The sequence below is a fragment of the Vogesella sp. LIG4 genome, from assembly GCF_900090205.1.
Taxonomy (GTDB): domain Bacteria; phylum Pseudomonadota; class Gammaproteobacteria; order Burkholderiales; family Chromobacteriaceae; genus Vogesella.
Genome location: NZ_LT607802.1, coordinates 2,061,294 through 2,086,870, shown reverse-complemented (window position 1 = coordinate 2,086,870; position 25,577 = coordinate 2,061,294). Strand labels below are relative to the sequence as shown.

Sequence of the window (25,577 nt, the reverse complement as noted above, 5' to 3'; positions counted from 1 at the left end):
CAAAGTTCTTTGACATGTCGGTGTGCCCCTCTAGAATGCACAGCACCTCGATGGGAAGAAGCTGGTGAGAATCCGGCACGGTCGCGCCACTGTGTATCAACCTGATGCGTCGTTTCGACGAATAAGGCTGAAAAGTCAGACCTTCACATTGAAGCATTCATCCGTTTCAGGACGCGTCATCCTCAAGGAGATACATCATGCACGCAAGCATCACCATCACACCGACCATTCAACCGGTATCCATCCCTGTTCGCGAACTGCTGCCATGGGCGATTTTCGGCAGCATGCTCATGCTTTTGGCCATCTACTTCGTTGGTATTGAAGAAGGGGCTGCCGCCATCTTCAACAACATGTATGTGCACGAGTTTGCCCATGATGGGCGTCACTTGCTCGGCTTCCCTTGCCACTAAAGCGGGGCCATCATGGTAAGGAGTCTTCTGATCCGCGGCATGATCGCGGGCTTTCTGGCGAGCCTGTTGGCGTTTGGTTTTGCCAAGGTCGTCGGTGAACCGCAGGTGGATCGTGCAATTGCCTTTGAAATGCAAATGGAGCAGGCAAAAAGCGGCGCACATGAGCATGACGCCGCACCAGAACTAGTCAGCCGCGAGGTGCAGTCCGGCATTGGCCTGTTCATTGGTGTAGGGGTATTTGGCACCGCTGTCGGTGGTCTGTTTGCGCTGGTATTCGCCTTTGTTTATGGCCGTATTGGCGCGTTGTATGCCCGTGCTACGTCAATGCTGATGGCCCTGTTCGGCTTCATCGCGTTTGTACTCGTCCCCTTCCTCAAGTACCCGCCCAATCCGCCGGCGGTGGGCGACCCTGGCACCATCGGCTCACGTACGGCGCTGTTTTTCACGATGATCGGCCTGTCGTTGGCAGCGCTGGCGATTGCGTTGTTTGTCGCTCGAAAACTCGCCGCACGCTTTGGAACCTGGAACGCCACGCTGAGCGCAAGTGCGGTGTTCTTGGGCTTGGTACTGCTGGCTCAATGGCTATTACCCGAGGTGAACGAGATTCCGGATCAGTTCTCGGCCGTGCTGTTGTGGCGCTTTCGGATGGCCTCGTTTGGTATCCAGGCAGTACTGTGGACCGGCCTGGGCGTGTTGTTCGGTAGCTTGGTAGAACGACTGCTGGAAGAGCGGCACAGCGCTTATCGTATTAGCTGAGTTCGGAGTCTGCCCCTTCGCCAAAGAACCCCGCTAGCGGGGTTCTTCTTTTTCCCCCCTCCAGAAAGACGGTTTTGGTCGGGGGGACGCCCCCTGCTGCTGAGGAAAGCAGCCATTCAGACAGCGCGTATCGCCACGGGCAGCTAGCTACCAGGTTGCTGACGTTGTGCAGGGTACAGACCAGTGGCCGCTAAGGCCGAGGACCTGTCGATGACCAGTTCGACAGTACTTTGTTAACTGTTATTCAAGCTGCTCGGGTGCGAAGGCCTGCAACGGGTCGAGAGTGAGTGTTCTTAAGCCAGAAAGCCGACCTTCGGCTTCAGTGCAGCTACCTGCCCCAGCTCATACAAACGCGTCGTAAGAAGCTCGGACCAAACCTATGCTAGACAAGGGTCTGATGCTGTTTACGACTTTAATAGGCAGGAACAGCATGGATCCGCCACGGCAGGTAAAAAAACACTAGACCGACCGGTCTAATTGTTATACATTGCAAGCATGACACGAGACCGACAGCAACCCGACACCCGCGAACACATCCTGGCCACCGGCGAGGAGCTGATTCACGGCCGCAGCTTTACCGCGCTGGGGCTGACCGAACTGTTGTCGGAAGCCGGCGTGCCCAAGGGCTCGTTCTATCACTACTTCAAGTCCAAGGAAGACTTCGGGGTGGCGATGCTGATGCGCTACTTCAGCAGCTACCGCGAACGCGTGGGCGGGCTGCTTACCGATGCAAGCGTGGGCAATGGCCGCGAGCGGCTGCTGTGCTACTTCCAGCAATGGCTGGACAACCACGCGCGCTGCGAGGCGCAGAGCTGCCTGGCGGTGAAGCTGGCGGCGGAGGTTTCCGACCTGTCGGAGCCGATGCGCGTGGCGCTGGACGACGGCATGCTGGCCATCGTGCAAAGGTTGGCCGCATGCATCCGCGCCGGCCAGGCCGATGGCTCCATCAAGCCGCAGCTGCCGCCGGACGATACCGCCTATGCGCTGTACAGCCTGTGGCTGGGCGCGGCGCTGATGTACAAGACCCAGCACAGCCTGCAGCCCCTGCAGGCGGCGATGATTCATACCCGGGGCCTGCTGCAGCCCTGTAATGCAGCGTAGAACAGGCACCGTTTGCGATGGCAGACGGTTTTTTTGGCAATGTTACTAGACGACCGGTCTAATCAAATCAACCCAGCCAGAGGACATCTCATGCAAGCCGACAAACTGCTTACCCCGCTGCACCTTGGCGCCATTACCCTGAACAACCGCGTGCTGATGGCACCGCTGACTCGCCTGCGCAACACCGAGCCGGGCGACGTACCCACCCAGCTTGCCACCGAGTACTACCGCCAGCGCGCCGGTGCCGGCCTGATCATCAACGAAGGCACCCACATCTCCCCCACCGCCAAGGGCTACGCCGGCGCTCCCGGCATCTACAGCGAGGAGCAGGTACGCGCCTGGCGCGAGGTAACCGACGCGGTGCATGCCGAAGGCGGCAAGATCGCCATCCAGCTGTGGCACACCGGCCGCATCTCGCACACCAGCCTGCAGCCGGGCGGCGAGGCGCCGCTGGCACCGTCTGCCATCAAGGCCGACAGCAACACCAATATCCGTGACGAAAACGGCCAGCTGGTGCGCGCCCCCACTTCCACCCCGCGCGCACTGGAAACCGCCGAGATCGAAGACCTGATCGAAGACTACCGCCGCGCCACCGACAACGCGCGCCGCGCCGGCTTCGACCTGGTGGAAATCCACGGCGCCCACGGCTACCTGCTGGACCAGTTCCTGTCGCCTGCGGCCAACCAGCGCAGCGACCAGTACGGCGGCAGCGTGGCAAACCGCGCCCGCATCGTGCTGGAAGTGCTGGATGCGGTGATCGCCGAATGGGATGCCGCCCACGTGGGTATCCGCCTGTCGCCGCTGGGCGTGTTCAACGGCCTGTCCGAGACCGACCAGCAGGAAATGGCGCTGTACCTGATCGGCGAGATCGCCAAGCGCAACATCGCCTTCCTGCACCTGTCCGAGCCGGACTGGGCCGGCGGCCCGAAATGGCCGGACGAGTTCCGCCGCGCCGTGCGCGCCGCCTACCCGCACCCCATCGTGGCGGCAGGCGGCTACAGCGTGGACAAGGCGGAGCAGCTGATCGGCGCCGGGCTGATCGACGCGGTGGCCTTCGGCCGCCCCTTCATCGCCAACCCGGACCTGCCGGCCCGCTTCGCCCGCGGCGCCGAGCTGAACCCGACGCGCCCGGAAAGCTTCTACGGCGGCGGTGCCGAAGGCTACACCGACTACCCGGCGCTGGCCGACTGAGCTTAGGCGCAAAGCCTGCCCGCATGCGGCCAGGCTGCCCGTCACCGCGCTGCACGAATGCCGCTCACGACACGTGGGCGGCATTTTGTTTGTGCCACGCTTGCGGCCAACCTTGTAGCGCACCAGGGCGGCCCCGCCTGAAGCGCCACTCGCCAGGCGCGCTGGCGCGGCCGCCACAGCAAGCGGCTGCCATTGCCTATCAACAGCGTGTGCGCCACACCTGATAAAAAAAGCGGCCTGACCTGGCCGCTTCGGGACTGACTCTCAAGAACACGGCCTCGCCAGCCAAAAGGCCGGCGTGTCGCCACGGTTTATTTTCCCACCCCGTAGGTCAGCAGCACAAAGCTGTCCGGCTGGAAAAAGTTGGGGTAGAAAAAGGATGGTGCACGATTCACCTTCTTGCCGGGATCCTGCACGCCTTCTGCCGTTACCAGATAGATTTTCTTGGTTCTGGGGTCCATCGCCATGGTGCGTGCACTGGGACGTGTCATCACCGACTGCGCCATCTCGTAGTTGTCCGCATCCTTCTGCCGGTACACCACCAGATTGCTCTCGACGCCGTTGCTGGCGAACAGCTGCTTGCCCTCCGCGTCGTAGATCACCTCATCGACCCCGCGCCCCAGCGGCAGCGTCGCCACTTGATGGCCATCCTTGCCGTCCAGCACCAGCAGCACCGGCTTTTCGCCACGGCAGCCGACGAAAATACGGTCATTGCCTTTATCGATGGCCACGCTGTTGGACTGGACGCAGGCTACCGGCCATTCGTCCCTGACCATCATCTTGTCCATATCCAGGCGGATGACACGGTTCTTGTCGCGCAGTGCAAACACGATATTGCCCTTGCCGTCTGCTACCGGGCGTTCAAGCTTTTCCCCATCCACCTTGACGCGTCCCAGCTCGCTGCCATCGCGGGCGTTCAGGATCAGCACCGTAGCATCGTCGCCCATCATGAAGGCGACGCGGTGAGTGACCGGGTCATACGCATTGCCGTCCGCATTGCTGCCAAACTTGATACGTTTGACCAGGGAAAGGTCAGACAGCTTGAACAGGGTGGTGGAGCCATCCTCATTGCTGGTGAAACCCAGGCCTTCCGCACTCGCCAGAGCAGTGTCGCCGGCATGCTCGGTGCCGGCGATCTTCGGTTTCACCACTTCCATGCGCTTGACGTCTACAACGCTGACACCATCTTCGTGGCGGTTGATGAACAGGTACTGCCGGCTGGCATCAAAAGTCAGATAGTCCCAGCTCGGTTGCGCCGCGCTGAGTTTCAGCGTTGACTGCAACTGGTAATAGCCGTTGCCCTCCCCGGCCATGGCTGCCGGGCTTAGAGCGGCACACATCGCTACCAGCCCTGCGAGTTTCCACAGCGTCTTCTTGCTCTCCATCCTGAATCTCCTCCAGTTTTCATCGTCGTTGCCAGTACCTTGCCGGTACATGGTCAGAGCAGTCTGAAACCGACAGCCGCAGCGTCGCTATTGGGGATTTCCCACCGCCAGCCGCGGGCGAACCTGCCGCCAATCCGGGGCCTGACAGGAGCCGGCGCAATCCGGCAGCCGCATCCCGCTGGCGCGGCAACAGGAGCCCGACAGGCTTGCCCCGCCTGCACTATGCTGCTGTTACAGGCCAGCCGGGGTTGGCCGCAAGCTGCCACGCCAGAACACAGGGGGAGACACCATGAAGCATGTGCTGTTCGTGCTCACCAGCCACGACACGCTGGGCAACACCGGCCACAAGACCGGTTTCTGGGTGGAAGAATTCGCCGCCCCCTACTACCTGCTGGCCGATGCCGGCGTGCAGATCACCCTGGCCTCGCCCAAGGGCGGGCATCCGCCCATCGACCCGAAAAGCGCCGACCCGGATTTCGCCACCCCGGCCACCCGGCGCTTTGATAACGATGCCGCGCTGCAGGCCAAGCTCACGCAGACGCTGCCGCTGGCCGGCGTCAACGCCCGGGATTTCGATGCCGTGTTCTACCCCGGCGGCCACGGCCCGCTGTGGGACCTGGCCAACGATGCCTATTCGCTGGCGCTGATCGCCGCCACCATCAACGCCGGCAAGCCGCTGGCGGCGGTGTGCCATGCACCGGCAGTGCTGGTGCGCTCGCTGACCGCGGATGGCACGCCGCTGGTGGCCGGCAAGCATGTCACCGGCTTCAGCAACAGCGAGGAAGCCGCGGTGGGCCTGAGCGAGGTGGTGCCGCTGCTGGTGGAGGACGGCCTGAAGGCCAAGGGCGCGCTTTACCAGAAAGGGCCGGACTGGGCGGAGCACGTGGTGGAAGACGGCCTGCTGATCACCGGCCAGAACCCGGCATCATCGGAGGGCGTGGCGCGGGCGCTGCTCGCGCGGCTGCAGCCTGCCCGCCATCTGTAGCCCGACAGGCAGGGCGGGTTGGCCGCAAGGCCATGGCCGCGCGGGTATGCACCTCCGGTTCAAGCCACCCTGGCAACCACATATGCCAGGGCGGATGCCCAAAGGGTGATCCGCCGGCTTGCGGCCAACGTCACATCTGCAGGGCGGATCGCCCCGTCGGGGCATCCGCCCTGCTGCACAACCCTAGCGCCCGCCGTGGATGGCCAGCTGCAGGCCGTTCACCGCGGCGCTGAGCTGGTCCTGGTAGCCGGCCTCGGCCTGCTGGCTGCCGTAGACGTCCTCCAGCCCTTCACGCACCAGTGCCAGCAGCGCCTCCTCCTGCCGCTCGGTCAGTGCCAGCCCCACCAGCGATTGCTCCAGCCGCATCAGCACGCCGTTGAGCACGGTCAGTGCATCGGCCCGGCCCTGGCGCTGCTTGTGGTCGATGTCGGACAGCACCTGGGTAAGCGTTTCGATGGTGCCGCTGATGGCGTCGCCGCGGCTGCTGGCCAGCCGGGCGCTGCTGATCGCCGCCAGTCGCGCCTCGGCCGCCTCCAGCAGCATGGCCAGGTGGTCGCGCAGGCGGCCGCAGCGGTCCGGGTCGTCCAGCGGCAGGTTCACCACCACCAGCCGTGCATGCGGGTAGCTGATCGACAGCCGGCTCTTGTACTGGGTGATGCGGTCCATAGCGGCCATGTGCTGCAACACCGAGATTTCCAGTTCGCTGGCCGGGCCGCGACTGTTGAGCGCAATGTTGTCGCCGTCGGCCAGCAGCAGTTCCACCGGGCCATCCACGCCGAACAGCGCCAGCGATTCCTGCAGCGCCTGCGCCAGCTCGCGCGCCTCGCCGCACTGGTTGAAGCGCTTCATCACCTCCAGCAGCAGGCCGGTTTCGCTCATGCTGGTCATCGCGGTCATGGCGGTGGTGGTAGCGTACTGCGCCTGCGACTTTAGCTGATGCCGCTCCTGCTGCAGCGCCAGCACGCGGGCGACCTTGGCCTGCAGGATGCGCGGGTTCACCGGCTTGGTGACGAAGTCCTCGCCGCCCACCTCGAAGCCGCGCAGGCGGTCTTCGATGCCGTCCAGCGCCGACAGGAACAGCACCGGCGTGTCGCTGATGTCCCAGTCGTCCTTCACCTCGCGGCACAGCGCATAGCCGTCCATGTCCGGCATCTGCACGTCCACCAGCATCAGCGCCGGCGGCTGCTGTCGCGCCAGTTCCAGCGCTTCCGCGCCACTGCCGGCGCAGCGCACCGCGTACAGCCCGCCCAGGCTGTCGGCAATGAAATCCTGCATGAAGCGGTCGTCGTCCACCACCAGCAGTGCTGCCCTATCGTCGTCGCTCATCGTGCTTTTTCCCCTGTCGGTAGTCGGTCACCGGCCCTGGTGTGTGCCGGCATGCCTGTGCGCTGTACTAACGGTCGCTGGTCAGCAGCCGCTCATGCCGCTGCTGCCACTGCTGCAGCCAGACGACAAAATCGCCGGCCGCCATCGGCCTGGCGATGAAATAACCCTGCACCGCCTGGCAGCCTGCGGCCACCACCAGGTCCAGGTCTTCCTGGGTTTCCACCCCTTCTGCCACCAGCTTCAGCGCGAAACGCCGCCCCAGGCTGACGCTTTCTTCCAGGATGGTGCGCGCCCACGGGTCGCGGCTGGCGCCGGTAACGAAGGCGCGGTCTATTTTCAGCTCGGTGAACGGTGTGCGCATCAGGTGTTCCATGGTGGAAAAGCCGGTGCCGAAATCGTCGATGGACAGGCCGAAGCCCTTGATGCGCAGCCGGGTGAGGATGTCCAGGCACATCACGTGGTCGCGCCCCAGCCGGGTTTCGGTGATTTCCAGCATGATGTCGCCCGGCGCCACGCCATGCTGCTGCGCCAGTTCGGCAAACTGTTCCGGCAGCTCCAGCCGCGACAGGTTGTCCATCGACACATTCACCGCCAGCTGCAGGTCCAGCCCCTGCTGTTGCCAGCGCTGCTGCTGCTGCATGGCCAGCTGCAGCACGATGAAGGTCATTTCGTCGATCAGCCCCAGCGATTCCATCATCGGCACGAACAGCCCCGGCCCCAGCAAGCCCAGTTGCGGGTGGTGCCAGCGCGCCAGGCATTCGGCGCCATGCACCTGCCAGCTGGCGGTATCCACCTTGGGCTGGTAGTACAGTTCGATCGCCCCGTGCTGCAGGCCGCGGCGCAGTTCGGCCTCGTCCAGCTGCGGCTCGCTCATGCTGCGGCTTGGCCGCACGGTGCGCCCGCCGGCCTGCTGCGCCAGCAGGGTGCGCAGCGCGTCGCGGCTTACCGGCTTGGCCAGCGCCCCCTGGAAATCCAGGCCGAAGGAGCGCGCCAGCCGCTCGGTGGCTTTCAGTACGTGGCTGTCCATGCCGGACAGGATCACCACCCGCCCCGGGTAGTGCAGTTCACCCAGCAGGCGCAGGAAGGCGATGCCGTCCATGTCCGGCATCTGCAGGTCGCAGACCAGCCAGTCCGGCGGCGCATGGCCGTCCAGCCGCGCCAGCGCGGCCTGGGCGCTGTTGCAGGCCACCACCTGGCCAACGGGCAGCTCCAGCAGCTGCTGTTGCAGGTAGTCCAGGGTAAAGGCGTCGTCATCGACGAGCATCAGCCGCATGCCCTCGCCGGCAGCGGTATCGGCGGCTTCCGTCGCCGTGGCCGCCGCCGGGTCGGCGGTCAGCAGCTGGCGCTGCTGCAGCTCGGCGCAGGTGGCGGCAAAGCATTGCCGTACCGCCTCCAGCCCGCGCGGCAGCTCGCTGGTGCCACGCTGCTGCGGCCATTTTTCCAGCTCGGCCAGCGCCTCGCCCAGTGCCATCGCCCCCACGGTGCGCGCCACCGATTTCAGGCGGTGGCTTTCGCGCGCCACGGCATCGCTGTCCAGCTGCGTCACTGCCAGCTGCAATGCGGCCAACCCTTCGCGCAGCCACTGCGCGAACTTGTCGCAGTAGTGGCGCTGCTTGTCCGCGTCATCGCCCAGCATGGTGTGCAGCACCTGGCAGTCCAGCAGCGGCGCGGCGGCTACTGTAGCCGCAGGTTCGGCGGCAGCGGGCTCGGGCGGCTGCTGCGCCAGGCTGTCGTTCAGCCAGTAGGCCAGGGTGTGGTACAGCTTGTCGGGCTGCACCGGCTTGCCGATAAAGTCGTTCATGCCGGCATGCAGGCAACGCTGTCTGTCCTCGGTGCTGACGTTGGCGGTCATGGCGATGATGGGCACCTGGTCGAAGGCCGGCTCGCGCCGCAGCTGGCGGGTGGCTTCCACGCCGTCCAGCTCCGGCATCTGCATGTCCATCAGCACCACGTCGAAAGTCTGCCGAGCCGCCAGCTGCAGCGCCTGCAGGCCGTCGCCGGCAACGCTCACCTGCATGCCCACCGCCTGCAGCAGTTCCGTCGCCACCTGCTGGTTGAACGGGTGATCGTCCGCCAGCAGCACGCGCTTGCCACCCAGCTGACGGCGGTAGTCGGCCACCGGGCGCGCCACCGCTGCCGGTGGCGGCGCATGCCGCACCACCGGCAGGTGCAGTTCGAAGCTGAATTCGCTGCCCTGCCCCTGCTGGCTGGCCACCTGCAGGCTGCCGCCCATCAGCTGTACCAGCTGGTAGCTGATGGCCAGCCCCAGCCCGGTGCCGCCGTATTTGCGCGAGGTGGAGCTGTCGGCCTGCTCGAAGCTCTGGAACAGCCGCGTCTGCACGTCCGCACTCATGCCGATGCCGCTATCGCGCACACTGAAGCGGATGCCGTCGTCCGGCTGCGACACTACCAGCAGGCGCACCATGCCCTGCTCGGTGAACTTGATGGCATTGCTCAGCAGGTTCAGCAGCACCTGGCGCAGCCGCAGCACGTCGCCATGCAGGTAGCGCGGTACCTGCGGCTCCAGCTGGATGTCCAGCTGCAGCCGTTTTTCCGCGGCCTTTTGCGCCACCACGTCGCGCAGTTCGTCCAGCACGGTGCGCAGGTCGAAATCGGTTTCGTCCAGCTCCAGCTTGCCGGCTTCGATCTTGGAAAAATCCAGGATATCGTTGATCAGCGCCAGCAGATGCTGGCCGGAAATGGCGATCTTGTTCAGGTAGTCGCGCTGCTTGTCGTCCAGCGCCGTCTGCTGCGCCAGGTGCGCCATGCCCAGCACGTTGTTGAGCGGGGTGCGGATCTCGTGGCTCATATTGGCAAGGAAGCTGCTCTTGGCGCGGTTGGCGCTTTCCGCCACTTCGCGGGCGGCCTGCAGCTCGCTGGTGCGTTCCTGCACGCGGTATTCCAGCGTGGTGGCCAGCTGCAGCAGTTCCTCTTCCGCCGCCTTGCGCTCGGTAATGTCGCGCACCATGGCGGTGTAGATCGGCTCGCCGCCGTTGTCGGCATAGGAAATCGACACTTCCACCGGGAACTGGCTGCCATCGGCGCGCCGCCCCAGCAACGGGCGGGCGCTGCGACTGGTCATGCCGCCGCTGAGTTTCGCCTCGTCGGCAAAGCCCAGCATCAGCTCGCGGTGCCGCTCTGCCCTGCCCGTCGGCAGCAGGCAGTCCAGCGGCTGGCCTATCATGTTGGCCGCAGACACGCCGAACATGCGCTCCGCCGCCGGGTTGAACACCACGATATCGAGCCTGGCATCGGTGGTGATGATGCCGTCCATCGCGGTATCGATCATGGTGGACAGCCGCAGCTGGTTGGCTTTCAGCGCCAGCTCGGTGGCCTTGCTGTGGCTGATGTCGGTGAAGGTGCCGATCATGCGCAGCGGGTGGCCGTCGCGGTCGCGGCCTATCACCATGCCGCGCCCCAGCACCCATATATAGCTACCGTCCTTGCACAGCACGCGGTGCTCGGCAATGAAGGTATTGTCCGGCCCGTTCAGCGGCGGCTGCAGGCTGTCCTCCACCTGCTGGCGATCATCCGGGTGCACGCGCATGCGCCAGTCGTTCTCGTCGCAGGAAAGCTCCTGTTCCTCGTAACCCAGCATGCGCGCCAGCAGGGCCGAGCCCACCACCTGGCGGGTGGCCACGCTCCAGTCCCACACGCCGTGGCCGGCGCCCTCGATGGCGAACTTCCAGCGCTCCTCGGCCTGCCGCAGCGCCTCGCTGGCCTGGCGGTATTCGTTGCGGCTGCGGGTGGCGCTGATGACCTGGCCATAGGTCACCAGCAGCGGCTGCAGCAGCGCCAGCAGGGCTTCGTCGTAGCCGCCGGCACGGTTGGCCACGCCCACCAGGCCCACCATTTCCTCGCCGTGCATCACCGGCAGCGCCATGAAATTGTCCAGCGCCGGGTGACCTGCCGGCTGGCCGCCTGAGCGCTCGTCCCCGGCCGGGTGGTGGGTGATCAGCGGCTGGCAGGTGCGCAGCGTGTGCCCCAGCAGGGTATCCTGGCGGCGGAATTCCAGCCCGTTGATGCGCCGGCTGGCATAGGCGGCGCGCGAGGCGGCATCCCAGCTGATGTCGGTGAGCGCATGCACGCGCAGGAACGGCTCGCCGTCGGCGTCGTGCAGCACCTCGCCCACCAGGCCGTAGGCACTGCCGGTCAGCTGCAGCAGCTGCGCCAGGATGGTTTCGTAGGTGTGCTGCTCGTCATGGTTCTCGATGTAGTCGCCCTGGATGCTGGCCACCGCCTGCAGCTCGGCAGACGACAACGCCAGCTGCTGCTGCGCCTGGCGGCTGTGGGAGATGTCCTGCTGCGACACCAGCCACACCATGCCGTCGCGCGGGTGGCGGAACAGCGAGATGCCGGTGCGGGTCCAGAAACGGCTGCCGTCCAGCCGGTAGCACTGCCATTCCGCCTGCCAGTACGCCTGCTCCTGCAGTGCCGGCTGCAGCGAGGCCGGCAGCGTCTGTCCATCCGGCGACAGCAGGCGTGCCAGCGGCAGCCCGCTCATGCTGCCCTGCGGGTAGCCGTACATGGTCAGCAGCCGCGGGTTGGCGTACAGAATGTGCTGCCCGCCGGCGCCAACCAGGCACACGCCCTCCAGCATGCTGTCCAATATCTGTGCATGCAGGCGCAGGTCTGCCTCCAGGCCGTTGACGCGGCGCTGCAGCGCCTGCGGGCTGTGCCACTGCGCCCGGGCGCGGATGATGCGGCCCTCGGCATCGCGCACCGCACTGATATCCAGCACCACCGGCAGCGCGTCGCCGTCGCTGGCCAGCACTTCCAGCGGCACGCCACGCACGTCCTCGCCGAGCAGCAGTGCCGGTAGCACCTGCCGCTCCAGTTGCCGGCTGCTGGCCGGGGTATGGAATTCGAAAACGGGGTGGCCGACCAGGTTTTCCCGCTGGTAGCCCAGCACGTCCAGCAGGGTGCGGTTGCAGTTGAGCACCAGGCCGCTGTAGGGGTCGAGCGACAGCAGCAGTTCCGGCGCGTTGTCGTAGGCTTCCTGCAGCGCCGGCTGGCGCACTGCCTTGCCAGCGTGGTGGTGGCTGATATCGGACAGAAAGCCCTGCACGTAGACCAGCTGCCCGGCGGCGTCGTACACGCCATGGCAGGCGTCCTCCACCCATTTCACGCTGCCATCCGCCGCCACCAGCCGGTACTCCAGGTGGCACGGCAGGCGGTTGGCCAGCTGCTGGTGGTATTGCTGCTGCACGGTGGCGGCGTCTTCGGCATGCAGCAGCGCCGTCAGGCCGTATTCCGGCCGCCCCAGCATGGTGGCGACCGGCAGCCCGGTAATGGCCTGGCAGCCTCCGCTGCAGTATTCCAGGGTGCGCGCCGCATCGCCGCGGCAGCGATACACCATATAAGGCAGGCTGGCGCCCAATGCTTCGCCGCGCGGCGCGGCCGGCACCACGCCGGCCTGCAGGCTGGCCACGCCATCCTGCACCTGCAGCAGCACTTCCTGGCTGCCGCCCGGCAGCTGCAGCCGGCACTGGTAGACCAGCGGCTCGCCATTGGCCTGCGCCTGCTGCCATGCGGCCAACAGCAGCGGGCGCTCGCCAGCGGCGATGCGGCACAGCCAGCCCTCGCCGGCGGCTTCGGCAGCCGACAGCGCCAGCAGTGCGCAGCAGGCCGCGTTGGCATGCATCAACCTGCCCGGCTCCCCGGCACGGAAGGCCGGCAGCGGCAGGGCATCCAGCGCGGTATCGATAGACAACGGGCTTGGCCTGACTTTACTCATGCGGGGGATCCGTCCTCGGCATGGAATGGGGGGCAAACGGCAACATGCCGTGCGCGCGGGCCATCGTCTGTCGGTCATCCACCTACGCAACTGGCATGTTCCTCCACTCTAGGAGAAATTCTTTCGATAGACCAGCGCCATAATGCGGGCACCTGGCAAGCTGGCCACACAGGGGTTTTCTGGCCGGCAGGTAGTCATACGACTACACCACACTCATGACTACCGGATAACGGATTTTCACTTTTTCCTGTTACCGGTCATTGACAGCCCGCGTTGGCCGCATAGAATCACAACGAAAATAAAAACAACAAAATAAAAACAAAAATAAACCTGAAAACAAACATAAAACAATCACAACCAAAGACATGGCCATAGGGCCTGTTCAAAGTCTTTTCGCTAGTGCGCCGGGCCATACCCGGCGGACGATGCCGGTCCTGGTGATTCCAGGGCCAGGCCGGCCAACACCGCAGCAGACTGTTTGCCGGCCAGCCCTTCGGGGCCGCGAAAAGGTTTTGAACAGGCTCTTAAGCCCAAGGAGACTTTTCAATGCAAGACCAGTACATCCTGGCATTCGACCAGGGCACTACCAGTTCGCGCGCCATCCTGTTCGACCGTGGTGGCAATATCGTTTCCGCTGCGCAGAAGGAATTCCGCCAGATCTATCCGCAGGCCGGCTGGGTGGAGCACGACCCGCTGGAAATCTGGGCCGGCCAGGTGGGCGTCGCCGCCGAGGCGCTGGCGCGCGCCGGCATTCCGGGCAGCCAGGTCGCTGCCATCGGCATTACCAACCAGCGCGAAACCACCGTGGTGTGGGACCGTGAAACCGGCCTGCCGGTGTACAACGCCATCGTGTGGCAGGACCGCCGCACCGCGGCGTTCTGCGACGAGATTCGCGCCCGCGGCCTGGCCGACAGCATCCGCGACAAGACCGGCCTGCTGGTGGACGCCTACTTCTCCGCCACCAAGGTGCGCTGGATCCTGGAAAACGTGCCCGGCGCCCGCGCCCGTGCCGAGGCCGGCAAGCTCGCCTTCGGTACCATCGACAGCTGGCTGATCTGGCAACTCACCCACGGCCAGGTGCACGTGACCGACGTATCCAACGCCTCGCGCACCATGCTGTACAACATCCACACCCTGCAGTGGGATGCGGCGCTGCTGGACATCTTCGGCATTCCGGCCAGCATGCTGCCGGCGGTGAAAAGCTCCAGCGAGGTGTACGGCCACACCCACGCCGCCCACCTGGGCGTGGCGGTGCCCATTGCCGGCGTGGCCGGTGACCAGCAGGCCGCGCTGTTCGGCCAGCAGTGCACCCGCCCCGGCATGGTGAAGAACACCTACGGCACCGGCTGCTTCATGATGATGAACACCGGCGACACGCCGATCGCCTCGCACAACCAGCTGCTGACCACCATTGCCTGGCAGCTGGACGGCAAGGTGCAGTACGCGCTGGAAGGCAGCATCTTCATCGGCGGCTCGGTGGTGAAATGGCTGCGCGACGGCCTGGGCATCATCAAGCAGTCCAGCGACGTGGGCCCGCTGGCCGCCCAGGTGGCGGACAGCGACGGCGTCTACCTGGTACCGGCCTTCGCCGGCCTGGGCGCGCCGCACTGGAACGCCAATGCGCGCGGCACGCTGGTGGGCATGACCCAGGGCACCGGCGCGGCGCACATCGCCCGCGCGGCGCTGGACAGCATCGCCTTCCAGACCATGGACGTGCTGGGCGCAATGCAGGCCGATGCCGGCATCACCATCGCCGAGCTGCGCGTGGACGGCGGCGCCAGCGTCAACAACGTGCTGATGCAGTTCCAGAGCGACATCCTGGGCACCAATGTGGCGCGGCCGAAGATCACCGAGACCACCGCGCTGGGTGCGGCCTACCTCGCCGGCCTCGCCGTGGGCTACTGGCAGGGCACCGACGACATCCAGGGCCAGTGGCAGCTCGACACCCGCTTCGAGCCGGCCTTGCCGCAGGAGACGGTGCAGCGCTACGTAGCCGGCTGGCAGCGCGCCACCCGCTCCGCCATCAACTGGGCCAACGACAAGGCCTGACCCCCTGACTGACTGCCCCGCCCCGCCGTCGTGGCCACACGCCGGCGCGGGCAGCGCATTGCCAGCCCGCAAGGTTGGCCGCAAGGCGGGCGGGGCCTAGGAGATAGATATGCATGCATTGTTTGGAGAATTCATCGGTACCGCACTCTTGGTGCTGCTGGGCAACGGCGTAGTGGCCAACGTGCTGCTCAAGGGCACCAAGGGCCATAACAGCGGCCTGATCGTGGTGGCCTTCGGCTGGGCGATGGCGGTGTTCGTCGGCGTGTTCAGCGTGGCCGCCATCAGCGGCGCGCACATCAACCCGGCCGTCACCGTGGCGCTGGCGGTGGCCGGCAAGTTCGCCTGGGCCGACGTGCCCGGCTACGTTGCCGCGCAGATGGCCGGCGGCATGGCCGGCGCGCTGCTGGTGTGGCTGATCTACCGCGACCACTTCGACAGCACCGAATGCGCCGACAACAAACTGGCCACCTTCTGCACCGGCCCGGCCATCCGCAGCCTGCCGGCCAACCTGCTGTCCGAGGTGCTGGCCACCTTCGTGCTGGTGTACGCCATTCTCAGCATGGTGGCGCCCAAGGTATCGCTGGGCGCCATGGACGCGCTGCCGGTAGCGCTGCTGGTGCTGGGCATCGGCGTGTCGCTGGGCGGTACCACCGGCTATGCCATGAGCCCGGCGCGCGACCTGGCGCCGCGCATCATGCACGCGCTGTTGCCGATTCGCGGCAAGCGCGACAGCGACTGGGGCTATGCCTGGGTGCCGGTGATCGGCTCCCTGCTGGGCGCCAGCCTGGCCGCGGTGGCACACGGCATTGCCTGATTTGCTTGTTGCTCTCCCTTGCGGGCGCCTGGTGCGCCCGTTTTTTTCGCCTCAATACAACATATATCGAACATTTATTTTCGTTTTATGTTGTTTTTACGTTTCCATTTTCGTATCTTCTATCATCAAGATGAACACCGGCGCCGCAGCGCCGGTCTGCAAAGGACTGCATCGTGGAAAGTTTTGACCTGCTCGTGATCGGTGGCGGCATCAATGGCGCCGGCATTGCCCGGGACGCCGCCGGCCGCGGCCTGAAAGTGCTGTTGTGCGAAAAGGACGACCTGGCCGCACACACCTCCTCCGCCAGCACCAAGCTGATCCACGGCGGCCTGCGCTACCTGGAATATTACGAATTCGGCCTGGTGCGCAAAGCGCTGCAGGAACGCGAACTGCTGCTGGATGCCGCGCCGCACATCATGTGGCCGCTGCGCTTCGTGATGCCGCACGACGCCGAACAGCGCCCGGCCTGGCTGATCCGCTGCGGGCTGTTCCTGTACGACCACCTGGCCCGCCGCAAGCGCCTGGCCGGCAGCCAGCGCATCCGCTTCGACCGCCACCCGGCCGGCGCCCCGCTGCAGGGCCGCTACCAGCAGGGCTTTGTCTACTCCGACGGCTGGGTGAACGATGCACGGCTGGTGGTGCTGAACGCCATGGACGCCGCCGAGCACGGCGCCAGCATCCGCACCCGCACCGCCTGCGTGGCGGCACGGCGCAGCGGCGAGCAGTGGCTCTGCACGCTGCAGGACGAACACGGCCAGCGCGAAGTGAGCGCCCGCGCGGTGGTGAACGCCGCCGGGCCATGGGTGCAGCAGCTGCTGGGCGGCGTGATCCACGCCCCGGCCAGCAAGGCCATCCGCCTGGTGAAGGGCAGCCACATCATCGTGAAAAAGCTGTTCGACCACCCGTATGCCTACATCTTCCAGAACCCGGATCAGCGCATCATCTTCGCCATTCCCTACGAGCAGGATTTCACCCTGATCGGCACCACCGACGTGGACTTCCACGGCGATGCCAACCAGGTGGCGATAGACGGCGACGAGATCGCCTACCTGTGCGCGATGAGCAACCGCTACTTCGAACGCCAGATCAGCCCGGCCGACGTGGTGGCCACCTACTCCGGCGTGCGCCCGCTGCTGGACGACGAACACAGCAGCGCCAGCGGCGTTACCCGCGACTACGCGCTGGAGCTGGATACCGACGGCGCGCCGCTGCTGTCGGTGTTCGGCGGCAAGATCACCACCTACCGCAAACTGGCGGAACAGGTAATGGACCAGCTGGCGCCGCTGCTGGGCAACAACCGCCCCGGCTGGACCGCCGGCAGCGCCCTGCCCGGCGGCGATCTGCCGGACGCGAACTTCGACGCCTTCCTGGCCAAACTGCAGCAAGCCAAGCCGTGGCTGCCGGCAACGTTGGCCGCACGACTGGCGCGCGCCTACGGCAGCCGCGTGCATGCGCTGCTGGGCGACGCCAGCAGCCTGGCGGCGCTGGGGCGCGAGATCCAGCCCGGCCTGTACGAAGCCGAGCTGCACTACCTGGTGGAAAAGGAATGGGCGCACAGCGCCGATGACATCCTGTGGCGGCGCAGCAAGCTGCGCCTGCATCTGCCGGCCGGTGCCGATGCGGCGGTGGAGGCCTGGCTGGCCGAATACCGCGCCCGCCAGGGCAGCGACAAGCTGCTGCTGCGCGCCGGTTAGCCCGGCAGCAGGGCCGCTATCCGCGCCTGCAATGCCGGCAGCACCTCGGTGGCAAACCACGGGTGCTGCGCCAGCCAGCGCTGGTTGCGCGGGCTGGGATGCGGCAAGGCCAGCACGCCGCGCGGCAACGTGGCCTGCCAGTCGGCTACCGCCTCGCTTACCGTGGCGTACTGCGGCAGATGCCAGGCCAGCGCGTACTGCCCCAACACCAGCGTCAGCTGCAATTGCGGCAGTTGCGCCAGCAGCGCATCACGCCAGGCCGGCGCGCATTCCGGCCGCGGCGGCAGGTCGCCGGACTTGCCGCTGCCGGGGTAGCACAGCCCCATAGGCAGAATGGCAATGCGTTCTGCATCGTAGAAACAGGCGCGATCCACACCCAGCCACTGCCGCAGGCGCTCGCCGCTGGCGTCGTCGAACGGCACGCCGCTTTCATGCGCCTTGCGCCCCGGTGCCTGGCCGGCAATCAGGATGCGCGCCGACGGCGCCAGCTGCAGCAAGGGCCGCGGCCCCAGCGGAAGGTTGGCCGCACACAGCCGGCAGCCGCGGACATCGGCCAGCAGCTGCCGGTAGTCACTCATGGCGACCCCGCCACCACCAGCCGGGTACCGGAGCGCGCCAGCACTTCCTGCATGTCGGCGCCGAGCGGACGGTCGGTAAACAGCGCATCCACCTGCGACAGATGCCCCAGCTCCACCATAGCCGGGCGGTCGAACTTGGAGTGGTCGGCCACCAGCCACACCTGGCGCGACTGCTGCATGATGGCCTGGCTGGTGAGCACCTCGCGGTAGTCGAAATCGCGCAGCGTGCCGTCCGCCTCGATGCTGGAAATGCCGATGATGCCGTAGTCCACCTTGAACTGGCGGATGAACTGCACCGTGGCTTCGCCGGTGAGGCCGCGGTCGCGCTTGCGCAGGCTGCCGCCGGCCACCAGCACTTCGCAGTCCGGGTAGTCGCACATCAGGTTGGCGATGTGGAAGTTGTTGGTGATCACCCGCAGGCCGCGGTGCTGCGCCAGCGCGCGCGCCACTTCCTCGGTGGTGGTGCCCAGGTTGATGAACAGCGAGGCGTTGTCGGGAATCTCCGCCGCCAGCGCCTGGGCAATGCGGCGTTTTTCGTCCGCCATCAGCACCTGGCGCGCGTCGTAGGCCACGTTCTCCACGCTGGAGAGCACGCTGGCGCCGCCGTGGTAGCGCTGCAGCAGGCGGTTTTCCGCCAGCAGGGTGATGTCGCGACGTATGGTCTGGGTGGTGACCTGGAATTGCGCGGCCAGCCGGTCCACCGACACGTAGCCCTCGCGTTTTACCCAGGCAAGCAGGTCTTTCTGGCGTTGATTGAGGATCAGCATGCGGCAGCCGCGGCAAAAGTGATGATGGGGCATTGTAACCGAGCCGCCGAGGTTGGCCGCAAGCGCCCGCCATGCAGACAGTATTGCCGCGCCACGCCAGATATCGATAATGGCAGCATTGCCATCACCCGCCACCGACATGACGCCGCTTCCCCGCATCGTTTTCATCGTGCACGGCCGCCACAACCCCCGTGGCCTGGCCGAATCGCAGCTGGCGCCGCTGCGCGGCAGCTTCGACATCGACGTGCTGCTCACCAGCTCCGCTGACAGCGCCACCCGCTTCGCCCGCGAGGCGGCGCTGTCCGGCGCGCGCTGGGTGATCGCCGTCGGCGGCGACGGCACCGTGCACGAAGTGGTGAACGGGCTGATGAGCGCCCCGCCGGAGCTGCGCCGCAACACCGTGCTGGGTGTACTGCCCACCGGCACCGGCAACGACTTCGCCCGCAGCCTGGATACCGGCGACAGCCTGCAGCACCTGCTGGCGCTGATCGCCGCCGGCCACATCCGCGCGCTGGACCTGATACGCGTCAGCCATGCCGACGGCAGCGTGAGCTGGTGCAACAACATCGGCTCCATCGGCATCAGCAGCGACATCGTGCGCCGGGTCAAGCGCATGAGCCCGCGGCTGCCGGCCAGCGTGGCGTTCTACAGCGCGGTGTGCGCGGCGCTGCTGGCATGGCAGCCGCAGCCGATGCGCCTGCTGCTGGACGGCGAGGAAATCAGCGGCGAATTCACCTGCGTCTCCGCTGCCAACGGCCGCTATTTCGGCAGCGGGCTCGGCATTGCGCCGGAGGCACGCTGCGACGACGGCCTGCTGGACGTGGTGCTGATCCGCAATGCCAGCAGCCTGGACTTCATGCACCTGCTGCCGCAGCTGCGCCGCGCCCGGCGGCTGGACGACGCGCGCATCAGCTACCTGCGCGGCCGCTCGCTGACGGTGGAAGGCGTGGCGGCGGAATGCGCGCTGGAGCTGGATGGCGAGCTGTACGGCAGCACGCCGGTGCGCTTCGACATCGTGCCGGCGGCGCTGAACTGCCTGGCGGGCTGGTAAATACAGTAGGGCGGAAGCCCGCAGGGCGTTCCGCCCTTACTGTGCAAGGTTGGCCGCATGGTGGCGGAACGCCCCTGCGGGGCTTCCGCCCTACGCAACGACCATGGCCGCAGCGCAAAAAACCCCGTCAACTCAAGGCTATAGTGCGGTAAAATACCCGGTTCGCCGCGCCGGGTGAGACCGATCCCGTGCGCGCACCTTTTCCACTCGACTGTATTTCGACGGAATCATGCCAAACAACACCCGTAAAGCCCTGGTCGTGCTCTCTGGCGGCCAGGACTCCACTACCTGCCTGTACTGGGCGCTGCGCGAATTCGGTGCGGCCAACGTAGAAGCCGTTACCTTCGACTACGGCCAGCGCCACCGCGTGGAGCTGGACGCCGCACGCAAGGTGGCCGCCATGGCCGGCGTGCGCCAGACCGTGCTGCCCATCGACACCTTCGCCGCCATCGGCGGCAATGCGCTCACCGACGACGCCATCACCCCGGAAGCCGGGGCTCGCGACGACGGCGATGCCGCGCTGCCCAACACCTTCGTGCCGGGCCGCAACCTGGTATTCCTCAGCTTTGCCGCCGCCTTTGCCTACACCCGCGGCATCGAGCACGTGGTGACCGGCGTGGCGCAGACCGACTACTCCGGCTACCCCGACTGCCGCGAGAACACGCTGAAGGCGCTGGAGCTGACGCTGCGCCTGGGCATGGACAGCCGCGTCACCCTGCACACCCCGCTGATGTTCATGAGCAAGGCAGAAACCGTGCACCTGGCGCAGCAGGTAGGCGCCATGGAAGCGCTGGCCTGGAGCCACACCTGCTACAACGGCGAAGTGCCGCCGTGCGGCCACTGCGCCTCCTGCGAGCTGCGCGCCAAGGGCTTCGACGAAGCCGGCGTGATCGACCCGCTGCTGCTGCGCAGCCAGGGAGCCTGAGCATGAACAGCCACAACCAGCTGGCCGCGGCCGGTTTCGAGGCCGCGCGCACCCTGCCCGGCGTCGGCGAGCACGGCCACAGCTTCCGCGTGCTGGCGCGCGCCAATGCCGTACCCGGCCAGCTCACCCTGGCCGCCGAACTGCAGCGCGCCGCCGCCGCGCTCGACTACAGCCACCTCAACCACAAGCTGGAACACTGCAGCGACCTGGCGCTGGCGCAGCACCTGGCGGCGCAATGCAGCCTGCCGGTGGACCTGCACCTGGCCAGCGCGCCGGATCGCGGCGTGCTGCTGGGTGAAAACGGCGATGCCTACGTCTACCTGGATACCCGCTTCGAAGCCGCGCACCACCTGCCGCACGTGCCGCCCGGCCACAAGTGCGGCCGCCTGCACGGCCACGGCTTTGGCGTGCGCATCGTTGCCGCCGCCGACAAGGCCGGCGTGAACGACATCCTGCTCAAGGCCTGGCCGCCGCTGTTCGCGCGGCTGAACCACCGCTACCTGAACGACATCCCCGGCCTTGGCAACCCCACCAGCGAAGTGCTGGCCGCCTGGCTGTACCACGAGCTGCAGCCGGCACTGGCCGGCCTTGCCTGGGTGGAAGTGCGCGAGACGCATACCGCCGGCAGCCAGTTCGATGGCCAGAACTTCCGCATCTGGAAGGAGCAGCACTTTGAAAGCGCGGTGCCGTTCAACGACGAAGGCATGTACACCGGCCACAGCTACCTGATCCGCCTGATGCTGCAGGGCAAACTCGACCAGGTGATGGGCTGGGTGCTGGACTTCGGCGACGTGAAAGAGCGCTTCAAGCCCATCTACCGCCAGCTGGACCACAACCCGCTGGACAAGCTGCCGGACATCCAGGGCCACGACGCCGCCAGCGTCGCCGAATGGGTACACGGCCAGCTCAAGGGCCGCGTGCCGGAGCTGGCGCGCATCGACCTGATGAGCACGCCGCAGCACGGCGCCTCGCTGACCTGGCACGGCGACATGCGCTGGCCGCTGCTGTTTGGCCATTAAGGGAGCGCTGGCCATGTATACCGTGAAGGAAATCTTCTACACCCTGCAGGGCGAAGGCCGCCAGGCCGGCCGCGCGGCGGTGTTCTGCCGCTTCAGCGGCTGCAACCTGTGGTCCGGCCGCGAGGAAGACCGCAGCAAGGCCATCTGCCAGTTCTGCGATACCGACTTTGTCGGCACCGGAGAGGACGGCGGCAAGTTCCCCACCGCGGCAGAGTTGGCCGCACGCATCGCTGCCGAATGGCAGGGCGCCGGCGGCCAACCCTACGTGGTGTTCACCGGTGGCGAGCCGCTGCTGCAGCTGGATGCGGCGCTGGTGGATGCCATGCATGCGGTGGGCTTCGAAGTGGCGGTGGAAACCAACGGCAGCCTGCCGGCCCCGGCCGGCATCGACTGGATCTGCGTCAGCCCCAAGGCCGGCGCCGACTGGGTGCAGCGCAGCGGCAACGAGCTGAAGCTGGTCTACCCGCAGCCCACGCTGCTGCCGTCGGAACTGCCGGCCGATCTCGATTTCGAGCACCGCTACCTGCAGCCGATGGACAGCCCGCTGCAACGCCAGAACACCCGCGAGGCGATTGCCTGGTGCATGGCGCACCCCGAGTGGCGGCTGTCGGTGCAGACCCACAAGGTGGTAAACATCCGCTGAGTTTGTCTCTGCGCCAGCACAAGGCCGCCCTCCGGGCGGCCTTGTTATTTGCCAACAGCGTAAATGCAGCTACTGCCTTTACCCACCTGTACGCAGGCTGCCAACTTGCCAACCCGCAGAACCATAGCGACGTGCCCCAAACCCGTTGGCGCGAGCCGGGCAAAATGGTGCGCCCCAGGTTTTAAGACGCCGATCTGTCTGAGTCCCGAGCCGTTAGCGAGGGACGAGTTCGGCGGCGCCTGGGGCGTGCCTTTTTGCACGGGGTTTCGAGCAGCCCCGGGGAGCCGGGGATCGCTAAGGGGGCCGCGGTGGCCCCCTTAGCCTGCTCGCCGGGCGGAACCGGCGACTTCAAACATCATCCGCGCAGCGGATACAAGACCAGGCATAGCCAAGGCAATAACGCGGTAAACGTCGGGCTTCGCTGCGCGGGGCCCAACCTACAAGCTGGGCTTAGGCACCTCCCCCTGCCCCCGCAAAAAAATTTTGCGACTTGCTGTAATCTCCCGCCCTGTACCGCGACTAAAGCCCGGAACGCGATATTTACCGCGTTTGCCAACCTCACCTACACAGGAGATTCATCATGTCCGCAACTACCCGCACCCTGATCGCATCCGCCCTCACCGCCATGGTAGCCATGAGCGTAGCCGCCCCGGCCACCGCCGCCGAGAAGGAAAAATGCTTTGGCGTGGCCACCGCCGGCCACAACGACTGCGCCGCCTCCGGCCACAGCTGCGCCGGCCAGGCCAAGGTGGACAAAGACCCGATGGACTGGAAATACGTGGCCAAGGGCAGCTGCAGCCAGATGGGCGGCAAACTGGACATGATGCAACAGTAAGCCCCCGCCTCACCGCCGGCGGCACAGGCTGCAGACAAAGTACCCATTTGCACTCAGCCGGACCCGGCAAAGCCGGGCCGCTTCTGCTAAGTCTTTGAGCCGGCAGCCTTTCTGTTTGCAAAACAAAGTCCTTTCGCTAAGCGAAAAGACTTTGCCAACACTCACCGCCGGCGGCTCAGGCCGCCGGCTCACTGACACCCGCCCGGTCCGCATCATGTACACCACCCTGCCCGTCTGCGCCGGCATCGGCCTGCGCCACCCGCACTACCGCCAGGTGCTGAGCGAACAGCCCGAGCTTGGCTGGCTGGAGCTGCACAGCGAGAACTTCTTTGCCGGCGGCCAGCCGCTGGCCATGCTGCAGACGCTGGCCGAGCGCTACCCGCTGTCGCTGCACGGCGTCGGCCTGGGGCTGGGCTCCGCCGCCACGCCCGATGCCGCACACCTGGCCGCGCTGCGCCGGCTGCTGGCTGCCGTGCCGGCCGCGGCGGTATCCGAGCACCTTTCCTGCAACCACGATGCCGGCGGCCACTACGCCAACGACCTGCTGCCCATCGCCTACACCAGCGACATGCTGACGCGGGTTGCGGCCAACGTACAGCAGGTGCAGGACGCCATCGGCCGCCCGCTGCTGCTGGAAAACCTGTCCGCCTACCTGCAGTACCCGCACAACGACATGAGCGAGGCCGAATTCCTGGCCGAGCTGGTGCGCCGCACCGGCTGCGGCCTGCTGCTCGACGTCAACAACCTCTACGTCAACCAGCAGAACCTGGGCACCGACGTGGCCGCCTTTCTGGAAGCACTGCCCGGCGACGCCATTGCCGAAATCCACCTGGCCGGCTACAGCACGCGACAGTTCGACGACGGCAGCACGCTGCTGGTGGATACCCACAGCCAGCCGGTGTACCCGGCAGTGTGGGCGCTGTACCGCCAGGTGATCGCCCGCTTCGGGCCGCGGCCAACGCTGATCGAATGGGACATCGACATCCCGCCGCTGGATACGCTGCAGGCCGAAGCCGCACAGGCGCAGCGCATCCTGCAGGAGCACGCAGCATGAGCGCCGCCGCAGAGTGGCAGGCGGCGCTGCTGGCCGCCATCCGCGACCCGCACACCCCGCCGCAGCCCGGCTTTCCCGCTGCCGCGCTGGCGGTATACCGCAACAATTACCGCGTGGGGCTGATGGCGCTGCTGGAGCAGGTCTACCCGATCTGCCGGCAGTTGCTGGGCGAGGAATTCTTCGAAGCGCTGGCGCGCGAATACGTGCGCGACACGCCCTCTGCCAGCGGCAACCTGCACGACTACGGCGCCACGCTGGCCGATTTCATCGCCGCCTTCCCGCATTGTGCCGAGCTGCCCTACCTGCCGGATGTAGCGCGGCTGGAGTGGGCGCTGCACCGCGGCTACTACGCGCCGGATGCGCCGTGCATCGAGCTGGCCACGCTGGCCGGCATGCCGCCGCAGCAATGGGGCACGCTGCGCTTTGGCCCCCACCCGGCCTGCCATGTGCTGGATACGCGCTGGCCGCTGGCCGCCATTCACGCCTGGCACCAGCCGGGCGGCGAACGCACCGTGGTGGACATGCAGCAGGCGCAGCCGCTGCTGCTGTACCGCGACCACGTTGGCCGCATGCAGCTGACAGCACTGGATGCCGCCGGCTACCGCTTTGCCAGCCTGCTGTTGCAGGGCAAGGCGCTGGAGGCCGCCACCGACGCGGCCCTGGCACTGAACCCGGCGTTCGACCTGCAGGCGGCGCTGCTGCAATTGCTGCAGCACGGCTGCCTGTCCACCGTGGAGGAACCATCATGCTGAAACCCGCCATCCTGAAACCAGCCATGCTGCAACGCATCGTACTGTGCGGCCAACGTGCCGCCACCATGCTGGAGCGCTGGCTGCTGCCGCTGGCACTGCTGGCCATGCGCCTGTACCTGGCGCAGGTGTTCATCAAGTCCGGGCTGACCAAGCTCGAGGACTGGGACACCACCCTGCTGCTGTTCACCGAGGAATACCACGTGCCGCTGCTGCCCCCGGCGCTGGCGGCGGTGATGGGCGCCGGCGGCGAGCTGCTGCTGCCGCCGCTGCTGGTGGCCGGGCTGTTTGGCCGTTTTGCCGCGCTGGGGCTCACCGTGCTCAACCTCATGGCGGTGATCAGCTACTGGCACGGGCTGGATGCGCGTGCGCTGGAATTCCACCTGGTGTGGGGCATGATGCTGGCCCTGCTGCTGGCCGGCGGCCCCGGCCGGTTGGCGCTGGACCAGCTGATCAAACAACGGTTTGGCTGAGGCAGCGCCACGCGTGGCATAATCGGCGGCAATTC

At 66.4% G+C, this 25,577-nt stretch carries 21 protein-coding genes and 1 pseudogene; 17 read left to right on the top strand and 5 right to left on the bottom strand.

Annotated elements, in window-relative coordinates:
* Positions 1 to 197: 197 nt before the first annotated feature.
* The 4 genes from PSELUDRAFT_RS09855 to nemA all read left to right on the top strand — a co-directional run bounded on the left by PSELUDRAFT_RS09855 (position 198) and on the right by nemA (position 3,458).
* The gene (locus PSELUDRAFT_RS09855; protein WP_088966678.1) at positions 198 to 410 is read left to right on the top strand and encodes a CbtB domain-containing protein; all 213 of its coding nucleotides are present in this window, start codon (positions 198 to 200) and stop codon (positions 408 to 410) included.
* Between the two features lie 12 nt (positions 411 to 422).
* The gene (locus PSELUDRAFT_RS09850; RefSeq protein ID WP_088966677.1) at positions 423 to 1,166 is read left to right on the top strand and encodes a CbtA family protein; all 744 of its coding nucleotides are present in this window, start codon (positions 423 to 425) and stop codon (positions 1,164 to 1,166) included.
* A 495-nt stretch (positions 1,167 to 1,661) separates the two neighbouring features.
* Positions 1,662 to 2,267, top strand: coding sequence for a TetR/AcrR family transcriptional regulator (locus PSELUDRAFT_RS09845; protein WP_088966676.1), 606 nt, complete (start codon positions 1,662 to 1,664; stop codon positions 2,265 to 2,267).
* 90 nt (positions 2,268 to 2,357) lie between these two features.
* Entirely contained in the window at positions 2,358 to 3,458 is a 1,101-nt protein-coding gene (gene nemA, locus PSELUDRAFT_RS09840) for an N-ethylmaleimide reductase (protein WP_088966675.1), read from the top strand.
* 311 nt (positions 3,459 to 3,769) lie between these two features.
* Here the strand turns inward: nemA and PSELUDRAFT_RS09835 are convergent, their stop codons facing one another.
* A complete protein-coding gene (locus tag PSELUDRAFT_RS09835) occupies positions 3,770 to 4,843 on the bottom strand; it encodes a YncE family protein (RefSeq protein ID WP_157725076.1) in 1,074 nt (357 codons plus the stop codon).
* Between the two features lie 289 nt (positions 4,844 to 5,132).
* Between PSELUDRAFT_RS09835 and PSELUDRAFT_RS09830 the strand changes: the two genes are divergently transcribed.
* On the top strand, positions 5,133 to 5,828 hold the full coding sequence (locus tag PSELUDRAFT_RS09830; RefSeq protein ID WP_088966673.1) for a type 1 glutamine amidotransferase domain-containing protein: 696 nt from the start codon (positions 5,133 to 5,135) through the stop codon (positions 5,826 to 5,828).
* Between the two features lie 183 nt (positions 5,829 to 6,011).
* On the opposite strand, the gene PSELUDRAFT_RS09825 is transcribed toward PSELUDRAFT_RS09830, so the two are convergent.
* Together PSELUDRAFT_RS09825 and PSELUDRAFT_RS09820 are read right to left on the bottom strand one after the other, a co-directional pair.
* Complete coding sequence (locus PSELUDRAFT_RS09825; protein WP_088966672.1) at positions 6,012 to 7,154, bottom strand: two-component system response regulator; 1,143 nt, start codon at positions 7,152 to 7,154, stop codon at positions 6,012 to 6,014.
* Positions 7,155 to 7,221: 67 nt separating this feature from the next.
* Entirely contained in the window at positions 7,222 to 12,891 is a 5,670-nt protein-coding gene (locus PSELUDRAFT_RS09820; RefSeq protein WP_157725075.1) for an EAL domain-containing protein, read from the bottom strand.
* A gap of 546 nt (positions 12,892 to 13,437) precedes the next feature.
* On the opposite strand from PSELUDRAFT_RS09820, the gene glpK reads away from it, so the two are divergent.
* From glpK to glpD, 3 genes are all read left to right on the top strand, one after another.
* Positions 13,438 to 14,940, top strand: coding sequence for a glycerol kinase GlpK (gene glpK, locus PSELUDRAFT_RS09815; protein WP_088966670.1), 1,503 nt, complete (start codon positions 13,438 to 13,440; stop codon positions 14,938 to 14,940).
* A 109-nt stretch (positions 14,941 to 15,049) separates the two neighbouring features.
* Complete coding sequence (locus PSELUDRAFT_RS09810; protein WP_088966669.1) at positions 15,050 to 15,754, top strand: MIP/aquaporin family protein; 705 nt, start codon at positions 15,050 to 15,052, stop codon at positions 15,752 to 15,754.
* 173 nt (positions 15,755 to 15,927) lie between these two features.
* On the top strand, positions 15,928 to 17,448 hold the full coding sequence (gene glpD, locus PSELUDRAFT_RS09805) for a glycerol-3-phosphate dehydrogenase (protein WP_197693956.1): 1,521 nt from the start codon (positions 15,928 to 15,930) through the stop codon (positions 17,446 to 17,448).
* On the opposite strand, the gene PSELUDRAFT_RS09800 is transcribed toward glpD, so the two are convergent.
* Together PSELUDRAFT_RS09800 and PSELUDRAFT_RS09795 are read right to left on the bottom strand one after the other, a co-directional pair.
* A complete protein-coding gene (locus tag PSELUDRAFT_RS09800) occupies positions 17,445 to 18,026 on the bottom strand; it encodes a uracil-DNA glycosylase family protein (RefSeq protein WP_088966667.1) in 582 nt (193 codons plus the stop codon). The two genes, glpD and PSELUDRAFT_RS09800, sit on opposite strands and share 4 nt — an antisense overlap.
* The gene (locus tag PSELUDRAFT_RS09795; protein WP_369800111.1) at positions 18,023 to 18,790 is read right to left on the bottom strand and encodes a DeoR/GlpR family DNA-binding transcription regulator; all 768 of its coding nucleotides are present in this window, start codon (positions 18,788 to 18,790) and stop codon (positions 18,023 to 18,025) included. Before PSELUDRAFT_RS09795 ends, PSELUDRAFT_RS09800 begins: the two co-directional genes overlap by 4 nt.
* 142 nt (positions 18,791 to 18,932) lie before the next feature.
* On the opposite strand from PSELUDRAFT_RS09795, the gene PSELUDRAFT_RS09790 reads away from it, so the two are divergent.
* The 9 genes and pseudogenes from PSELUDRAFT_RS09790 to PSELUDRAFT_RS09755 all read left to right on the top strand — a co-directional run bounded on the left by PSELUDRAFT_RS09790 (position 18,933) and on the right by PSELUDRAFT_RS09755 (position 25,542).
* Positions 18,933 to 19,844 carry a diacylglycerol kinase family protein gene (locus PSELUDRAFT_RS09790; protein WP_157725074.1) on the top strand — a complete coding sequence of 304 codons (912 nt, stop codon included), beginning with the start codon at positions 18,933 to 18,935 and terminating at the stop codon, positions 19,842 to 19,844.
* 229 nt (positions 19,845 to 20,073) lie between these two features.
* Positions 20,074 to 20,769 (top strand): 7-cyano-7-deazaguanine synthase QueC, encoded by a 696-nt coding sequence (queC, locus tag PSELUDRAFT_RS09785; protein ID WP_088966664.1) that lies wholly within the window; start codon positions 20,074 to 20,076, stop codon positions 20,767 to 20,769.
* Positions 20,770 to 21,059: 290 nt separating this feature from the next.
* Positions 21,060 to 21,413, top strand: a pseudogene (locus PSELUDRAFT_RS20010) (6-pyruvoyl tetrahydropterin synthase family protein); the annotation flags it as partial.
* Between the two features lie 60 nt (positions 21,414 to 21,473).
* Positions 21,474 to 21,788 (top strand): 6-carboxytetrahydropterin synthase, encoded by a 315-nt coding sequence (locus PSELUDRAFT_RS20005; RefSeq protein WP_304440666.1) that lies wholly within the window; start codon positions 21,474 to 21,476, stop codon positions 21,786 to 21,788.
* A 13-nt stretch (positions 21,789 to 21,801) separates the two neighbouring features.
* A complete protein-coding gene (gene queE / locus PSELUDRAFT_RS09775) occupies positions 21,802 to 22,431 on the top strand; it encodes a 7-carboxy-7-deazaguanine synthase (RefSeq protein WP_088966662.1) in 630 nt (209 codons plus the stop codon).
* A gap of 580 nt (positions 22,432 to 23,011) precedes the next feature.
* Entirely contained in the window at positions 23,012 to 23,266 is a 255-nt protein-coding gene (locus PSELUDRAFT_RS09770; RefSeq protein WP_088966661.1) for a DUF2282 domain-containing protein, read from the top strand.
* Between the two features lie 214 nt (positions 23,267 to 23,480).
* Positions 23,481 to 24,320, top strand: coding sequence for a DUF692 domain-containing protein (locus PSELUDRAFT_RS09765; protein ID WP_088966660.1), 840 nt, complete (start codon positions 23,481 to 23,483; stop codon positions 24,318 to 24,320).
* Entirely contained in the window at positions 24,317 to 25,072 is a 756-nt protein-coding gene (locus PSELUDRAFT_RS09760; RefSeq protein ID WP_162291248.1) for a DUF2063 domain-containing protein, read from the top strand. Before PSELUDRAFT_RS09765 ends, PSELUDRAFT_RS09760 begins: the two co-directional genes overlap by 4 nt.
* Positions 25,066 to 25,542, top strand: a complete 477-nt coding sequence (locus tag PSELUDRAFT_RS09755; protein ID WP_231895352.1) for a DoxX family protein — start codon at positions 25,066 to 25,068, stop codon at positions 25,540 to 25,542. Before PSELUDRAFT_RS09760 ends, PSELUDRAFT_RS09755 begins: the two co-directional genes overlap by 7 nt.
* The last annotated feature ends 35 nt before the right edge of the window (positions 25,543 to 25,577 follow it).

Coding starts and splice junctions, on each gene's coding strand:
- PSELUDRAFT_RS09855 (WP_088966678.1), top strand. CDS start 198: ATGCACGCAAGCATCACCATCACACCGACCATTCAACCGGTATCCATC.
- PSELUDRAFT_RS09765 (WP_088966660.1), top strand. CDS start 23,481: ATGTACACCACCCTGCCCGTCTGCGCCGGCATCGGCCTGCGCCACCCG.
- PSELUDRAFT_RS09820 (WP_157725075.1), bottom strand. CDS start 12,891: ATGAGTAAAGTCAGGCCAAGCCCGTTGTCTATCGATACCGCGCTGGAT.
- PSELUDRAFT_RS09850 (WP_088966677.1), top strand. CDS start 423: ATGGTAAGGAGTCTTCTGATCCGCGGCATGATCGCGGGCTTTCTGGCG.
- queC (WP_088966664.1), top strand. CDS start 20,074: ATGCCAAACAACACCCGTAAAGCCCTGGTCGTGCTCTCTGGCGGCCAG.
- PSELUDRAFT_RS09825 (WP_088966672.1), bottom strand. CDS start 7,154: ATGAGCGACGACGATAGGGCAGCACTGCTGGTGGTGGACGACGACCGC.
- PSELUDRAFT_RS20005 (WP_304440666.1), top strand. CDS start 21,474: ATGTACACCGGCCACAGCTACCTGATCCGCCTGATGCTGCAGGGCAAA.
- PSELUDRAFT_RS09810 (WP_088966669.1), top strand. CDS start 15,050: ATGCATGCATTGTTTGGAGAATTCATCGGTACCGCACTCTTGGTGCTG.
- PSELUDRAFT_RS09760 (WP_162291248.1), top strand. CDS start 24,317: ATGAGCGCCGCCGCAGAGTGGCAGGCGGCGCTGCTGGCCGCCATCCGC.
- glpK (WP_088966670.1), top strand. CDS start 13,438: ATGCAAGACCAGTACATCCTGGCATTCGACCAGGGCACTACCAGTTCG.
- PSELUDRAFT_RS09835 (WP_157725076.1), bottom strand. CDS start 4,843: ATGGAGAGCAAGAAGACGCTGTGGAAACTCGCAGGGCTGGTAGCGATG.
- nemA (WP_088966675.1), top strand. CDS start 2,358: ATGCAAGCCGACAAACTGCTTACCCCGCTGCACCTTGGCGCCATTACC.
- PSELUDRAFT_RS09770 (WP_088966661.1), top strand. CDS start 23,012: ATGTCCGCAACTACCCGCACCCTGATCGCATCCGCCCTCACCGCCATG.
- PSELUDRAFT_RS09845 (WP_088966676.1), top strand. CDS start 1,662: ATGACACGAGACCGACAGCAACCCGACACCCGCGAACACATCCTGGCC.
- PSELUDRAFT_RS09830 (WP_088966673.1), top strand. CDS start 5,133: ATGAAGCATGTGCTGTTCGTGCTCACCAGCCACGACACGCTGGGCAAC.
- queE (WP_088966662.1), top strand. CDS start 21,802: ATGTATACCGTGAAGGAAATCTTCTACACCCTGCAGGGCGAAGGCCGC.
- PSELUDRAFT_RS09800 (WP_088966667.1), bottom strand. CDS start 18,026: ATGAGTGACTACCGGCAGCTGCTGGCCGATGTCCGCGGCTGCCGGCTG.
- PSELUDRAFT_RS09790 (WP_157725074.1), top strand. CDS start 18,933: ATGACGCCGCTTCCCCGCATCGTTTTCATCGTGCACGGCCGCCACAAC.
- PSELUDRAFT_RS09755 (WP_231895352.1), top strand. CDS start 25,066: ATGCTGAAACCCGCCATCCTGAAACCAGCCATGCTGCAACGCATCGTA.